The organism is Desulfofundulus australicus DSM 11792, assembly GCF_900129285.1.
GTDB classification, from domain to species: Bacteria; Bacillota; Desulfotomaculia; order Desulfotomaculales; family Desulfovirgulaceae; genus Desulfofundulus; species Desulfofundulus australicus.
The window spans coordinates 1-14,784 of the sequence record NZ_FQUW01000015.1 but is presented as its reverse complement, the minus strand read 5'-3'; the positions used below and the strand labels follow the sequence as shown (position 1 = coordinate 14,784).

At 53.7% G+C, this 14,784-nt stretch carries 11 protein-coding genes; 3 read left to right on the top strand and 8 right to left on the bottom strand.

Translation table 11 applies throughout. The annotated features are described in order from the left end of the window. Positions 1-46: 46 nt before the first annotated feature. From BUB44_RS07070 to BUB44_RS07060, 3 genes are all read right to left on the bottom strand, one after another. Positions 47-1,810 (bottom strand): aldehyde ferredoxin oxidoreductase family protein, encoded by a 1,764-nt coding sequence (locus BUB44_RS07070; protein ID WP_073164599.1) that lies wholly within the window; start codon positions 1,808-1,810, stop codon positions 47-49. Positions 1,811-1,835: 25 nt separating this feature from the next. Beyond that, complete coding sequence (locus tag BUB44_RS07065) at positions 1,836-2,990, bottom strand: iron-containing alcohol dehydrogenase (RefSeq protein WP_073164596.1); 1,155 nt, start codon at positions 2,988-2,990, stop codon at positions 1,836-1,838. Positions 2,991-3,209: 219 nt separating this feature from the next. Continuing rightward, positions 3,210-4,658 (bottom strand): sigma-54 interaction domain-containing protein, encoded by a 1,449-nt coding sequence (locus BUB44_RS07060; protein WP_073164594.1) that lies wholly within the window; start codon positions 4,656-4,658, stop codon positions 3,210-3,212. 410 nt (positions 4,659-5,068) lie between these two features. On the opposite strand from BUB44_RS07060, the gene pdaA reads away from it, so the two are divergent. Beyond that, positions 5,069-6,055 (top strand): delta-lactam-biosynthetic de-N-acetylase, encoded by a 987-nt coding sequence (pdaA, locus tag BUB44_RS07055; protein WP_073164591.1) that lies wholly within the window; start codon positions 5,069-5,071, stop codon positions 6,053-6,055. 106 nt (positions 6,056-6,161) lie between these two features. Here pdaA and BUB44_RS07050 read toward each other — a convergent pair whose 3' ends face one another. The 5 genes from BUB44_RS07050 to BUB44_RS07030 all read right to left on the bottom strand — a co-directional run bounded on the left by BUB44_RS07050 (position 6,162) and on the right by BUB44_RS07030 (position 12,286). Then, the gene (locus BUB44_RS07050; RefSeq protein ID WP_034635653.1) at positions 6,162-7,070 is read right to left on the bottom strand and encodes a serine hydrolase; all 909 of its coding nucleotides are present in this window, start codon (positions 7,068-7,070) and stop codon (positions 6,162-6,164) included. Between the two features lie 142 nt (positions 7,071-7,212). Beyond that, positions 7,213-8,256 carry an NAD(P)-dependent oxidoreductase gene (locus tag BUB44_RS07045; protein WP_073164588.1) on the bottom strand — a complete coding sequence of 348 codons (1,044 nt, stop codon included), beginning with the start codon at positions 8,254-8,256 and terminating at the stop codon, positions 7,213-7,215. A 109-nt stretch (positions 8,257-8,365) separates the two neighbouring features. Then, on the bottom strand, positions 8,366-9,613 hold the full coding sequence (locus tag BUB44_RS07040) for a nickel pincer cofactor-dependent isomerase, group 22 (protein WP_083543142.1): 1,248 nt from the start codon (positions 9,611-9,613) through the stop codon (positions 8,366-8,368). An 87-nt stretch (positions 9,614-9,700) separates the two neighbouring features. Beyond that, positions 9,701-10,900 carry a (Fe-S)-binding protein gene (locus tag BUB44_RS07035; protein WP_073164582.1) on the bottom strand — a complete coding sequence of 400 codons (1,200 nt, stop codon included), beginning with the start codon at positions 10,898-10,900 and terminating at the stop codon, positions 9,701-9,703. A 3-nt stretch (positions 10,901-10,903) separates the two neighbouring features. Further along, positions 10,904-12,286: an FAD-linked oxidase C-terminal domain-containing protein gene (locus BUB44_RS07030; RefSeq protein ID WP_073164579.1), complete on the bottom strand. Its 1,383-nt coding sequence runs from the start codon at positions 12,284-12,286 to the stop codon at positions 10,904-10,906. 437 nt (positions 12,287-12,723) lie between these two features. On the opposite strand from BUB44_RS07030, the gene BUB44_RS07025 reads away from it, so the two are divergent. Further along, positions 12,724-14,289, top strand: a complete 1,566-nt coding sequence (locus tag BUB44_RS07025) for an SLC13 family permease (protein WP_207545630.1) — start codon at positions 12,724-12,726, stop codon at positions 14,287-14,289. 258 nt (positions 14,290-14,547) lie between these two features. Then, positions 14,548-14,784, top strand: a 237-nt coding sequence (locus BUB44_RS07020) for a MerR family DNA-binding transcriptional regulator (RefSeq protein ID WP_114362115.1), incomplete at its 3' end; no start/stop codon positions are given.

The window sequence follows — 14,784 nt, the reverse complement described above, 5'->3', positions numbered from 1 at the left end:
CCTTAAAACCACCTTCAAAGCAAAAGTAGCATGGAATTGTTTGCGCTCAAGTGGTTATGTCTTCTTTGGGACGTCCGTCTTCATCCCACCCGCGCAGGCGGTAGTAATCGGCCAGCATCTGCCTGAAGTTTTCTTCCGGGAGAACATCCCCGTTTTCCAGCGGTTCTTTAAAGAAGCGCAACGGTAGATTATCGTCCTCCCTTGTCAGTCCCTGTAAAAGGTTAAATTGACGGGTAGCATTAACTATGCGCGAGGCAATGCGGCGCAGCTGTCCTTCGTCCACGCCCAAACCTGTGGTAACGTTTACCAGCGTAACCAGGTCATCCCATAAAACCAGGTCCCGGTAAAAACGGCAGAGAATAAGGGCATCATAAATGGCCAGCCGATCCTCATAATCAATGAATAGTTCTGCTTTTCCGTGAGTTACTTTCGGATCAATAATCCCGGCCAGTTCGGGTTTATAAAAAGTAGCGCGCAGGTGGCAGGCACCCCGGGGAGAGGTAGCATAAGCCAGGCCCATGCCCTGCAACACACGGGGGTCGTAGCCGGCCGGTTCCAGTCCTTTAACATGAATGGCCAGATCGGCCAGCCTCAGTTCTTCCGCCGCCACACGGATACCCCGGGCCAGCAGGTCACCCACGCCCTCCCGCCGGGCTATCTGGTGAAGCAGCTGCGCAATACCTTCCACGTCCCCGTAAGCCACTTTAACGTCCAGAGCTCCCCTTTGTGCCGCCTCTATGGCAAAAGCCGCCATGTTCCCCGCACTGATGGTATCCAATCCAAGCCTGTCACATATATCGTTCAGGTAAATGATTCCAGCCAGGTCATGGATACAGCATAATCCACCAAACGAATAAATAGTTTCATATTCCGGACCTTCGATCGCCAATCCTTCATATTTCCCGCTGGTTACCCTGGTAAGTTTGCCACAGGCCATTACACAGGGACGGCAGGACCTGGGCTGCACTTCAAAATTCTCGATCAGATACTCGCCGGTCAGCGACTCCCATCCTGGCAAGCTTCCCCGCGACCAGTACCTGGCCGGAAAAGCACCAACCGAGTTTAATAACGATACAAGCTGGGGTGTTCCGTACTTCCGGTAGCCGAGTACCCCGGGGTTGTCCCTGGCTTTTTGAGCCAGCCCGGTCACGTATTGTTTAAGACCTGCCAGGTCGGCCAGCTCACAGGCAGCCCGGCCGTGAAAAACAATGGCCTTTAGTTTTTTTGACCCCATCACGGCACCCATGCCGGTCCGCCCCGCAGACCGCCAGTAATTATTTTCTATACAGGCATAAGAAACCAGATTCTCGCCAGCCGGACCAATCACCACTGCCTGGGCATCGTCTGTACCTACCTCCTCCAGTGCCCCGTTTTCTGTAGCGTAGCAATCCATACCCCACAGCTTTGTACCGTCCCGGAAACGGACACCCTGATCGGATATTTCCAGCACGATTGGATTTTCTGCCTGGCCCTGTATAATAATAGCATCGTAACCGGTTTTCTTTATCGCCGCCCCAACCTGGCCTCCTGAGTAAGACTCACCGTAAAACCCGGTAAGGGGTGACCTGGCAAAAACTCCAAATCGGTTGGAACCAAGCATGGCTGTATCTGTTATGGGACCGGTGGTGAATATCAGGCAGTTTTCCGGACCCAGGGGGTCGGCCCCGGGCGGAATGTTCTGGAGCATCAGGTAAGTACCCAAACCTTTACCGCCCAGGTAGGCAGCCAGGACCTCACCTGGAATTTCCTCCGCCTGCCACTGCCTGCTTGACAGGTTAATGCGGAGCAATCGTCCGTAAAAGCCTCTCATGTTTCGAGTCTTCCTTTCTTTGCCTTTAGAATGCTCTTTCGTAGATTTCCCTGATGTCGTCCACCGTGAGCTTGCGCGGGTTGTTGGCCAGCAGGCGGGTTACTTTTATAGCACCCTCGGCCATGCCCGGTATTGCCTCAGCATTTACCCCGAGTTCGCGGAGATGCAGGGGAATTTTAACATCGGTGGATAGCTGCTTGATAGCCTCTATGAATTTATCAGCCGCCGCACGGTCAGATAATTCCTCAACCCTTTCACCCATGGCTAAAGCCATTTCTTTAAACCTGGGCAGGGCACCCAGCAGGTTTGATTCCATGACATAAGGTAGCAATACCGCATTGGCCACGCCATGGGGAACGTGGAACTGCGCACCAAGCGGATAAGCTAGCGCGTGGACGGCACCCACGCCGGCGTTAGCAAATGCAATCCCCGCCAGCAGGCTGGCCATAGCCATATTCTCCCTGGCTTCCCTGTCCTCCCCGTTGGCCACTGCTGTACGCAGGTAACGGGAAATAATCTTGATGGCTGTCAGGGCCAGGGAATCGGTGATTGTGGTGGCATTAACGGAAATATAAGCTTCCACCGCATGAGTCAGGGCATCCATACCGGTAGCTGCAGTAATGTGGGGCGGCATTGTAACCGTTAACTCCGGGTCCACAATGGCCACTCTGGGGAGAAGGTAGGGGCTGACCACACCCTTTTTGAGCTGCTCGTTTTCATCGGAAAGAATAGCAATGGGTGTCACCTCACTACCTGTACCCGCTGTAGTGGGTACCGCCACAACAGGCAAACCGGGCCTGGGGATCAAATTAACACCAATGTAATCATCAATCGTTCCGGAGTTGGTGACTAAAACAGCGGAAGCTTTGGCCACGTCCATGGAACTGCCACCGCCAACCGCCACCAGCAGGTCATAACCACCATCTTTAACAGCCTGCAGGCATTTGGCCACAACCTCCAGGCGCGGTTCGGGCTCCACCTCGCTGAAGAGCCCGGTTTCCAGGCCGGCGGGAGCAAGGGCCTCCCTCACCTTATCCACAAGACCGGTTTTTAAAAGCACGGGATCTGTCACCAGGAGAATCCTGGTTGCTCCAAGATTTTTCACCTCATCCGCAATTCTCCCCAGACTGCCCCATCCAGTAATAATTGTGCCTGATGTCCAGAAATAACTGATTTTCATTATGAAGCACCTCCACACATGCCAGTAAAAATGTTTTGATATTTGACATTAAGATTACTTTTCAAAATTCATGCCTGTACAAAAACACAGCACCATAAGCTTAAAATCTCGATTTTCCCGGGTTTTAAGCCCGACATACTCCCCGGTATTCTTAAATCCCCTTCTGCATGCAGCATTAGTGCAACAAAAAACCGCGCAATTTTGCACGGTTTAAGGACTTTAAGAAAAGTATTTCTTTATTTTCCGGGCCAGTGTAGTCCGGTGAATTCCTAATGCCCGGGACGCTTCTTCCTGGGTGGGATACATCTGCAGGGTACGCCTAATGAGATCTTTTTCAAATTCTTCTACCGCCTTTTCCAGGTTATTTTCGCTGTCCTTTGTTATACAGCAGGCGCTGAGCTGGTCGGATTGCAATTCATCGGATATCATCCGGCCAGTAATTGTTACCCCGGATCCCAGAACCACAATCCGTTCCATTAGATTCTGCAATTCACGTACATTTCCCGGCCATCGGTAATTTAACAGCTCTCTGCAGGCATCCGGCGTGAGAATCTTTTTACCGGCATTATAACGTTCCGCATAAAACTGAATAAAATGGTTAGCCAGAGGAATTATATCTTCCTGCCGTTTGGCCAGGGGAGGAATATAAACCGGTACAACATTCAACCGGTAATATAAATCCTGCCTAAAACGCCCCTCCTGGACAAGTTTCACCAGATCCCGATTGGATGCCGCCACAATTCGCACATCCACCCTTTCCGGCCGGCCGCTGCCCAGGGGATAAAATTCTCTATTTTGAATTAAACGCAACAGCTTTACCTGGACAGATAAAGGAACCTCGCTGATTTCATCCAGGAACAGGGTGCCCCCATTGGCAGCCTTAACCAAACCGGCATAACCTTCCCTCCTGGCACCCGTAAAAGCACCCGGGTAGTAGCCAAACAATTCTGCTTCAAAAAGTTCGCCTGGAATAGCAGCCGCGTTAACCACAACAAACGGTTTATGTTTTCGCGGACTGTATTCGTGGATGATCCTGGCCACAATTTCCTTGCCGGTACCGGACTCACCCTGGATTAAAACGGTAGCATTTGAATATGCGGCACGAATAGCCCTGTGCACCACCCGCTTCATGGCTTCGCTTTCCGCCACAACCGGTCCTATACCTTCCAGTTCAACAAGATGACTAGCCGGCGTTATGGTGGCAGGCTTCCCTTTTTTCAGTGGCTTTACCGTAGTTACTACCAGGATAATTTTCCCTTCCTCATCATATACGGGATTCCCGGTTACCATCACTTTCTGTCCGGTTCTGAGTACATGCTGGGGGATGGTTACAGGACGTCCCTGTTCCAGAACCATCAGGGAAACCGAACGATCGAAATACCGGTGGGCCACCAGTTCATTCATATTACGCCCGTACAATTCTTCCCCGCAAAGGCCGGTCAAACATTCATAAGCACTGTTTACGCCCAGAGTATATGCCTGACCATTAGTATAATAAAGACCAATTTCGCTGGAAGAAATACGAATAGAGTCAAACTGCTGCTTCCCGTTTATTTTCCCCCTTTGCCAACCAATTGCCAGGTGATCTGCTCTATGCAAAGCCAGCAAATGATCGTCCCCATTCTTTTCATCCGACAGGTAAGGAGAATAGCCTTTCTTAAAAGGCATACGTTTCCCCTCTTTCTCCGAAAAGAGTTCAAATATTTAGACACTTTATATTTCGACATTGTTTTAAGATATCCTTTCAATATTAACATAATAATTATCTGGTTAATTATTATTAAAAATACAGATTTTATTTTTCATATGATGTTTCTTTTTTAATTTTAAAATAAATTTGTCACAGTTTTAAGTTTTCCCATCTTTTCTATTGCAAATATAAGAACAAAAGAATTGCAGCAGAAAATAGCCATTTTATATCTGGAATAAACCCGGTAACAAATCCTTACCTAACAAAAGAAGGTTAACGACGCAAGGTGTCGAATTTTTGAGTTTATCAACTTAAAGGCGGGAATAATTCCTCGTATCCCTGCCCAAGCTAATTTCAGAGATTTTTCCCGCTAAAGGAGGAAAACCCATTGTCCCGATATGCCATAGCAATCGTGGCCTTTTTATTGGCCGCAATTATCGGCGGTTTTTATGCCGGCAGGACGTACCTGGCGGCGGACACCCCGAAGTCCACTGCCACGGAAGTTTATTCTTCACGGCCTGCGGGAGAAAAAACAACGGCCAGCGTACCCCCTTTGCAACCGGCAAAACCGGCCAATAATGAGGCAGGGTCCCCAACTGAAAATGAAAAGAAAAATACCGGGGAAAATAACGGCGGCGATAAAAAGAACCAGGCCAGCAACTCCCCTTCCCTTTCTTTGTCCAACGAGCGCCACGGCTGGGGTATTAAACGCAACGACAATCACCAGCAGCCGGAAATGCCCAAAGCAATCCGCGACACCCTGGCCCGGTATGACGCTTACTGGATCGGTAGTCCCGAGGAAAAAGTGCTTTACCTGACCTTTGACGAAGGTTACGAAAACGGCTATACGCCTAAAATACTGGACATTCTCAAGGCCAACAACGTCAAGGCCGCCTTCTTCGTTACCGGACATTACCTCAAAACCCAGCCGGAGCTGGTCAAGCGCATGGTGGCTGAGGGGCACATTGTGGGCAACCACACCATGAACCATCCCAGCCTGCCCGAAATCAGCGACGAGGAGATCAGGAAAGAGCTGCAGTCGGTGGAAGAACTTTTCACCAGCCTCACCGGCAAAAAGATGAAATACCTGCGCCCGCCCAAGGGGGAATACAGTGAACGCACCCTGGCCGTAACCAGGCAGCTGGGATATTACAACATTTTCTGGAGCCTGGCCCTGGTGGACTGGGTACCCATGCCCGGAGGTCCCCAGGAAGCCTACCAGTCGGTAATGGATAACCTGCACAACGGGGCGGTAATATTGCTGCACGCCGTATCCAGAGATAACACAGAAGCCCTGGACCGCATCCTTAAAGACGCCAGGGCCCGGGGGTACACCTTTAAGACACTGGACGATCTGGTGGCGAAAAAAGCTTAACGGTTTGATCTGCTTGCTCCCGGCACTCCCCGGAAAGAAAGAAAGGTTTTGAGTGTAAAAAAAGGCCTGGCGCAATCTGCATAACGCCGGGCCTTTGGCATGACAATTACCGCTTCAGGTTCATCTGGTAGTCATAGACCATCCGGGAAATCTCCGCAATGCGGGCAAATCCTTTATCCACATCCGTTTCCCCTCTGGACAGCACCACCAGGATGTAAGGGTGTTCGGCAAAAACAATCCCGACATCGTTGGCCACACCCCAGACATCCCCTTCCTTATGAGCCACCCTTACCTTCGGCGGGAGTTTGCCGGGCAAGCCCACATGGTAAATGGGGTGAGCCATATCATCCAGCAGGCGTTCGCCCAGGGCGGGGTGCTCACGGCTGAATTCCAGCACCGCCTCCATATACCGGCCCATGTCCCGGGCGGTGGTGATATTCTCCCCGCCGGGGAACACGGTTTGCCCGCCCAGGTCGCGCATAAATTGGGCCACATTATCTTTACCCAGGTGGCGCACCAGCATCCGGTAGGCAATGTTGTCGCTGATGGTTATGGACAGGTTGGCCAGCACCCGCAGAGAATAGCTGTCGCCGTCCCGGGCGGCAAACTGCAGGATACCGGCTCCCCCCTGATAGTCCTGTTTGCTGTCGTAAACCACCCGGTCGTCCCAGTCCAGCTTCCCCTGGGCGACGAGATGGTTCAGATAGAGAACCACGGGTACCTTCACCGTGCTGGCGGCAGTTACGGGCTCATCGCCGTTGATATCAAAGCTGACCCCGGAGTGCAGGTCCTTGAAATAGATGCCGTAAACTCCCGGCTGCCGGGCCAGGTACTCTTTCAGCTGCTTTTGCAGCGGCTGGTAATCCGGCACCTGCTGGAATGAGGGACCGATTTCCTCCGTAGCCAGTGCCGGTGAGACACATAAAGCGGGGTTGTTCCAGGTACCGGCCATCCCTGTCACCAGGAAAGGCAGGGCCATTAAAAAAATTATTACCCTTATTAATCGCTTATTCATCCACCACACCCCTTTTCTTTCTGAATCAAAAAAAGAGCCGGCAAGGGCCGGACACATCTTGTAGAGTATTTTGACTTTATTAAAAGTGTAAATTAAGAACGCGCGCAGTACAAGGCAAAATTTCTGGCAGGAATGGCACAACCTAAATCCCGTTTATGACATGGTGCAGGGGTTTACCGCTTAAAAAATTAACTATCTCTTCCACAATAATTTTTGCCGCCTTCACCGGCGCCGCTTCCGTCTTACCTCCCAGGTGGGGAGTCAGGACGACGTTGGGGAGGGCAAAAAAAGGATGATCCGGCGGCGGGGGCTCTGAAATTAAAACATCCAGCGCCGCAGCACGGATTCTTTTTCCCTTTAATGCGTGGTAGAGGGCTTCCTCGTCCACCAGTTCACCCCGGGCGGTATTGATCAGGCAGGCCGAGCTCTTCATGAGCGCCAGCTGGGGTGCACCGATCAGGCCCCTTTTTTCGGGTGTGGGCCTGGTATGGAGGCTGACAAAATCGGAAGCTGACAGGAGTTCTTCCAGGGTTACGGGCCGGCCGCCCGCAGCAAGAATGTCAGCGGGATCTACATGGGGACTGTAGACGAGGATGTTCAGGCCGAAGGCCTGCGCCCGGGCCGCCACCCGGCGGCCCACCTGGCCGAAACCGATAATACCCAGGACCTTCCCGGCCAGCTCAACTCCCTCCAGCCGGCTGCGGCAGTCGTACTGCCAGGCGCCTGCTCCCAGATTGCTTACCAGGCGGCAGGTCTCCCCCATATTGCGGGCCAGAAAAAGCAAAAGGGCCATGGTTAAATCGGCGGTGGAATCGGCTGCCCGCCCCGGCGCATGCACCACGGGAATCCCCCGCTTCAAGGCCGCCCGGACGTCCACATTCACCGGGTGTGCCCGGGCACAGGCAATCAGCCGCAGCCCGGGTGCACTTGCGATCACCTCTTCAGTTACGGGTGCCTTGTGCACCACCAGGATCTCGGCCCCGGCCAGTTTACCGGCCAGCTCCGCCGGGGAGCCGTAAAATTCCCTGACCCCCTCCACGCCCACCGGAGCAAGACCCGCGCCCCCGTTCCCCAGACCCGCATGCAACACTGTTACACTGACCGGCCGCCCGGCCAGCGTGGACGCTAATTCCCGCCGCAGGGCCCTGGCAGTAAGGGTCTGGTCATCCACCAGGTACAGGCGCATCAGTATAACCTCCCCCTCAATTGCTCCCGGTTATGGAAATTCGTTTTGGGGATGATAAATCCTGCCACTCCACATTTAAGCGGGCAGCCCGCAAACCAGTGGCCGGTTGTCAATCGAGAGATAACAGTACATCCTTAAATTCCAGCTTCCGTGACGGGGCGAGTATCTCCACACCCTTCCGGCAGGCCAGCTCACCAACCAGGTTTGCCGTAACCCAGAGATATTCCAGCTCCAGAGTATTCTTGATAATGGCTCCCCTCAACCTGCAGGTGTCCTCCGCTCCCAGGCTCCTCAAAGCCGCCTCAAAGGCTTCCTTATCGCCGGGCAAAACTATGGGAAGCATGGCCCGCTGCACATTACCGCTGGTGATGCAGTTCAGGTAAGTGGCCCCGCGGTCTATCTTTTCCACCAGGCGCGCAGTGGTAAAGTCGGCCAGGCCGATACCGGTAGCGTTGCCATGGGATTCATCGGTTAAATCCAGAACAACGATCCGGGCAATAAAAGGGTGTTCCGGCTCCGGCACACCCGCCATCCTCATCCTGCCGATAACGTTCACATCCATACCCGTACCGCTGATATTTTTGCCCATTTCCCTGACTACCAGGAAGTCCAGCTCGTCTACCGGCAGCCGGGGCAGCAGGTGGTAGGCCGCTTTTAAAAGGCGCGTCTCCATCGATACCAGTTCCTCAGGAGGCGCCGCCTCCACGATAGCGGTCTCTTCGTAGCCATTTTCTACCACGGCCAGGCCGGCCACCACCTTTCCCGAGCGCAGGAAGACCTCTCCCATCTCCAGAAGCGCCTGCGACATTTCACCTGGCTTCGTGCGGTGGAAAACAGAAGCACCCCTGGCCTTTCCCAGACCCACAGCCATCATTTTTAAAAGGCCGCTTTCCACCGGGCCGTGGAAGGTGGTATGAGGTTTAATGCGGTTTACCACCACGATAGCGCCGGCTTCCCAGGCAAGGGCATCGCAGAAAACCCTCCTCCCGCTGGCTGTTATGCCCACCTCCACCACCTCATCCGCAGCCATTACCGGGCACCCCACGCTGCTTTCCGTAATACCCAAAGAGGCCAGCACCTTTTTCTGGCCCTCCGCGCTCCCCCCGCCGTGGCTGCCCATGGCGGCCACCACAAAGGGGTCCGCCCCTGCCGCCCTTATCTCCCCTGCCACCGTGCGCAGGATGGCCACAATGTTTTTTATACCCCGGGAACCGGCGGTGATGGCCACGCGCTGGCCCGGTTTAAGCCGCGAGCGGAGATCAACTTTCTTTAATTCGGTGCGGACCTTTTGCTGCACATCTTTTATCACCGGCCGGGGAAAATGCTGCCGTATTTTTACAAAAAGAGGGGCTTTCATTTGCTCCATCTCCTCTATCGTCCCTTCCAACCCGAACCATACCTTCCCGGGCGCACACTATCCTGCAGTAAAAACTGGTGTCATGCCTTAACCACCGTAAGACAGGGCGAGAAGTTCCACCGTGTGGAAAACAGGCAGGGCCGCTCCTTCCCCTGCCAGGCCGGAGGCCAGCTGAAGGCGGCAGGAAGGACAGCCCGTAACCACCGCTTGCGCTCCCGTAGCCCGGATATTCTCTATTTTCGCCCGCAAAATCTTTTGGGAAAGCTCGCGGTGAGTAAAACCAAAGGAACCGGCCAGGCCGCAGCAGGCATCGCTCCGGGGCATTTCCACCAGGGTAAGGCCGGCAATACCGGCCAGGATTTTACGCGGCTCCAGGTAAACCCCCTGCCCCCTCTTTAAGTGGCAGGGGTCGTGGTAAGTAACTACCAGTGGCACCCTAACTTTACCCTCATGAAAGCCGCCGGTGTGTACGAGAAAAAAGGTGATATCCTGCACCCTGGCGGCCAGCTCCCCTGCCTCCTCATCCCCCAGCAGCCTGCCGTACAGCTTGAGCATTTCCCCGCAGGTGGCGCAATCGGTAACGACGAAGTCTGCTCCCAGTTTTTTGAAATTTTCCACGTTGCGCCTGGCCAGCAACCTGGCCGTTTTCAAGTCTCCTGCCGCCAGGGCCGGCATGCCGCAGCAGCCGGAACCGGCCAGAAGTACCTGCACGTTGTTCTGTTCCAGCACTTTTAATACGGCCCGGCCGCTCTGGTGGTAGACATACTGCGTCATGCATCCCACAAAGTAGGCCACGGTAAAGGATGGCTTTTTTAACCCTGCCGGGCGATATAAATGTGTAAAGGGAAGGGTGTGGAAAGCCGGCAGCTTCATGCCGCGGAAGTTCTTCAAAATACTCGCCCGCTGGCAAAGGGCGGCCATCCTGCTGATCAGCGCCAGCTTCCTGCGGGAAGGCAGGGCGCCGCGCAGGAGAACCATTCTGGCCGGTGAGAGCCCCTTCCTCCTGACCGCCTCCGCCCTGGCCCAGAGCACCAGCTCATCTACCCTGACCCCGTTCGGACAGTGAGCAACACAGGCCCGGCACAACAGGCAGGCATCCATTATTTCGCCGAAGCGGCGGGAAAAGGGAAGCTGGCCTTCCAGGGCAGCACCGGCAAGCTGCACCCTGGCCCTGGCCACCCAGGGCTCACTGCCGGCCTGTAAAAATACAGGGCAAACTTCCCGGCAGGAACCGCACCGGCTGCAGCGATTGACCTGATACCTTACTTCTTCATTATTTTCCAGCAACCCTCAAATCCTCCCAAAAATCTTGCCCGGATTTAAAATGCCGAACGGGTCAAAGGACTCTTTTATTTTTTTCATTGCGGCCATCCCACAGGGCCCAAACTCCAGCTCCATAAAGGGCGCCTTTAACAGGCCGACACCGTGCTCACCGGAAAGGGTCCCCCCCAGGGACAGGGCCGCTTGAAAAATCTCCTTGATGGCCTCTTCCGCCCTGGCCATTTCGTCCGGATCGCCTTTATCCACCAGCAGGTTGGGGTGCAGGTTGCCGTCCCCGGCGTGGCCGAAAATGGCAATGGTCAGCCGGTACCTGCGGGCGATTTCCTTAATGGCCCTGATTAAGGCCGGCACCTGGCTGCGGGGAACGGTGGCGTCCTCGGAAATCTTGGTGGGCTTCACCTGGACCACGGCAGGGGAGACGGCTTTCCTGGCCCGCCACAGCTCCGCCTCTTCCTTCCGCGTCTGCGCCACCCTCACCCTCTCGGCGCCGTGCTCTATACAGAGGGATGCAATGAGCCCGGCCTGCTCAGCCAGGGTTGACTCCGGCCCGTCCACCTCAACGAGAAGAATGGCCTCCACATCCAGGGGAAGTCCTGTGTGGAGGTAATTTTCCACACACCTGATGGTTACATCATCCATGAGCTCCAGGGCCGACGGCACCACCCCGGCACCGAGCACCGCAGTAATGGCCTCCGCCGCCTGCTCAATGGCTTTAAAATCGGCCCGCAAAGTCTGCCTGGCCTCCGGTTTGGGGATCAGGCGCAGGACAGCCCGCGTAACCACGCCCAGCGTGCCCTCGGATCCAACAAAAAGGCCCGTCAAATCATACCCGCTGGAATTCTTCACCGTCCTGCCCCCGCACATCACAACCTCCCCGCCGGCCAGAACCACCTCCAGTCCCAGCACGTAATCCCGGGTGACACCATATTTCAAACCCCGGGGACCGCCGGCGCACTCGGCAATGTTCCCGCCAATGGTGGAAACGCTGGAGCTGGAAGGGTCCGGCGGGTAAAAAAGGCCTTTTTCCTCCACCGCCCTGTGCAGGCGGGCAGTGACCACTCCCGGCTCCACCACCGCCAGCATGTCGGCCGTATCGATCTCCAGGATGCGGTCCATGGCCGTTAAGTCGAGGACGATGCTACCCTCCACCGGCACGGCACCGCCGCTCAAGCCCGTCCCCGCCCCGCGGGGAACCACGGGAACTCCCTCAGCGGACGCCAGGCTCAATATGGCCGCCACCTCCCGTGTGGAGGCAGGGCGTACCACCACCCCCGGAACAACAGACAAAAAGGTGCCGTCATAGGAATAGCAGAACAGGTCTTCGGGGGAGGAAAACACCTTCTCTTTGCCCGCTATTTTAATTAACCGGGAAACAATTCTAGAATTCCTCATCATAAGTAATCCCGAAGAATTAAATATTTAGCCGCTTAAATTCGCTACGGCAGTTAAATCTCCTTCATCAGTTTTCAAAAATGATAGCCTGCTCTTTTTGCCATTAACCCTGCTTTTATCGCAAAATATAAACTTTTAAAACCAAACTGAGACTGAAAGAAATCTATTTTAATACTTTGCGTTATAAGTAATTTCTTATAGGTAACTTATAATTTATAAGTTAAAGTAATATTTCAAATGCGCACCAGCAAAATCTGATGAATTCTATTGCACATAATGAACAATATGACCAAATACTTGCTATCAAATAAAAAGAAGCATTACAATATTCAAAAAGTAGCAAACATTTACCTATTTTAAGATTTACTAATTATTTAGAACAAAATAGCTTATTTTTCAAATGTTAATAACAATACATAAAAGGAGTGGTGCGATATATGTCATCTGCAAAAGTTGACGCTTTGAGCAGAACACAAATGCAGCCGGTTAAACAAGCAATTTCAGAAGCGGAAGAACGTTTCGAGCATATGCGACGTACAGCCGGCTTTTTTCTGGCCCCGGCATTATTTCTGGCTATTTATTTCTGGCCCATGCCCGGTCTCTCTCCCCAGGCGCACGCCCTGGCAGCTGTGATGGCCTTTACCATTACCTGCTGGATCACCGAATGCATCCCCATCCCGGTAGCTTCAATGCTGGGACCAACCCTTGCCGTGGTTTTAGGCGTGGCCACAGCCAGGGAAGCTTATACGGCCATGGCCGATCCCACCGTCCTCCTTTTCCTGGGCGGCTTTTTACTGGCCAAAGCCATGGAGGTGCACGGCCTGGACAGGCGCTTTGCCCTGCGCATCCTTTCCCTGGGCTCCATTTCCCGGACCAGTACCATGATTCTTCTAGGCGTGGGTGGAGTAACCGGGTTTCTCTCCATGTGGCTGAGCAACACGGCGACCGCGGCCATGATGTTCCCCATTACCCTGGGCGTTCTAACGGCCCTGAACAGGATTATTACCACCATGCACGGCCGGGAAATCGATAACAGCAAATATCAGACCGGGATGCTTCTGACAATTGCCTATGCCGCTTCTATAGGAGGAATGGCCACACCCATTGGTACCCCTCCGAACATGATCACCATTGGCCTCATTGAGAAGGCTACCGGAGTGCGCATAGCCTTCTTCCAGTGGATGATGCTGGCTTTACCCATCGCCCTGCTAATGTTCCTGGTACTCTGGCTATATTTTAACTGGCGGTGTCCATCTGCGCAGAAAGACCTAAAGGGGGCAGCGTCCTTCATTGCCGCTGAACGTAAAGCCCAGGGTTCCTGGAAAAGGGGAGAAATAAACGCTTTAATTGCTTTCCTGGTGGCCGTAGCCCTCTGGGTCACCCCGGGTTTCATCGCCCTTTTTGGCGGCGGTACCGGCTCACCCCTTTACAAGTCCTACCAGGCCATTTTCCCGGAAGCCAGCGTAGCCATTATTGCAGCTTCACTGCTCTTTTTCCTGCCGGTAGATTTCAAGAAACGGGAGTTCACCTTGAACTGGAAGCAGGCGGTGCATATTGACTGGGGCACGCTGCTGCTCTTTGGTGGAGGCCTTTCCCTGGGTGAAATGATGTTCAAGACCGGCCTGGCCGAGGCTATCGGAAAAGGACTAGTAGCCATTACAGGAGCCCATACCCTGGTGGCCATCACCGCCCTGGCCCTGGGCCTGGCCATCCTGCTCACGGAAACAACTTCCAATACGGCTGCAGCCACCATGGTGGTACCCATCGTCATCGGCATCGCCAGCGCTGCCGGAGTAAACCCCATTCCTCCCGCTGTGGCTGTTGCCCTGGGCGCAAGCATGGCTTTTGTACTACCGGTCTCCACGCCTCCCAACGCCATAGTCTACGGCTCGGGGATGGTACCCATTACCCAGATGGTCAAATACGGCTTGCTCCTGGATATAATCGGTTATCTCATTGTGCTGGCCGGGGTTCTTGCATTAACACCCCTGTTGGGCTTATAAACCGGACCCCTGATTGGAAGGGCCGCGAGGCAGTTAACTCGCGGCCCGTTAAATTTTTTACTATAATAAAAGGACAGGTTCCTGTAATTTTTGCAAAAAAGGAAAATCAGACCGCCGGTCAGAAAGATAAAACTGAAAAAATAAATGTTAAGGAAAAGGTATTTTTCTCGCGCGAAAGCAATCTCAAGGAGGTTTGTAGCAGTTACCAACAGGCCAACAAATATTGATAAAATATAACAAAACAGTTATCATAAAATTATGGAACTATTAACCATCAGTAAAGCGGCAAAGAAATTGGGCGTTCATCCGAACAGCTTGCGCAACTGGGAGAAGCGCGGTTTAATCAAGCCCGTCCGTCTGCCTGGAGGCCAGCGCCGGTACTCTATGGACGAACTTAACAGGCTACTGCAGTCCGGTCAGTTGACTGACGGGCAGGAATCAGTTGTGCTCTATGCCAGGGTATCCACTAAAAAGCAGGCTGACGCAGGCAATCTG

Excerpts from the sequence above, each read along its gene's own strand:
- BUB44_RS07030 (WP_073164579.1), bottom strand. The coding sequence starts at position 12,286 with ATGAGGAATTCTAGAATTGTTTCCCGGTTAATTAAAATAGCGGGCAAA.
- BUB44_RS07050 (WP_034635653.1), bottom strand. The coding sequence starts at position 7,070 with ATGAATAAGCGATTAATAAGGGTAATAATTTTTTTAATGGCCCTGCCT.
- BUB44_RS07045 (WP_073164588.1), bottom strand. The coding sequence starts at position 8,256 with ATGCGCCTGTACCTGGTGGATGACCAGACCCTTACTGCCAGGGCCCTG.
- BUB44_RS07065 (WP_073164596.1), bottom strand. The coding sequence starts at position 2,990 with ATGAAAATCAGTTATTTCTGGACATCAGGCACAATTATTACTGGATGG.
- BUB44_RS07060 (WP_073164594.1), bottom strand. The coding sequence starts at position 4,658 with ATGCCTTTTAAGAAAGGCTATTCTCCTTACCTGTCGGATGAAAAGAAT.
- BUB44_RS07025 (WP_207545630.1), top strand. The coding sequence starts at position 12,724 with ATGTCATCTGCAAAAGTTGACGCTTTGAGCAGAACACAAATGCAGCCG.
- BUB44_RS07070 (WP_073164599.1), bottom strand. The coding sequence starts at position 1,810 with ATGAGAGGCTTTTACGGACGATTGCTCCGCATTAACCTGTCAAGCAGG.
- BUB44_RS07040 (WP_083543142.1), bottom strand. The coding sequence starts at position 9,613 with ATGAAAGCCCCTCTTTTTGTAAAAATACGGCAGCATTTTCCCCGGCCG.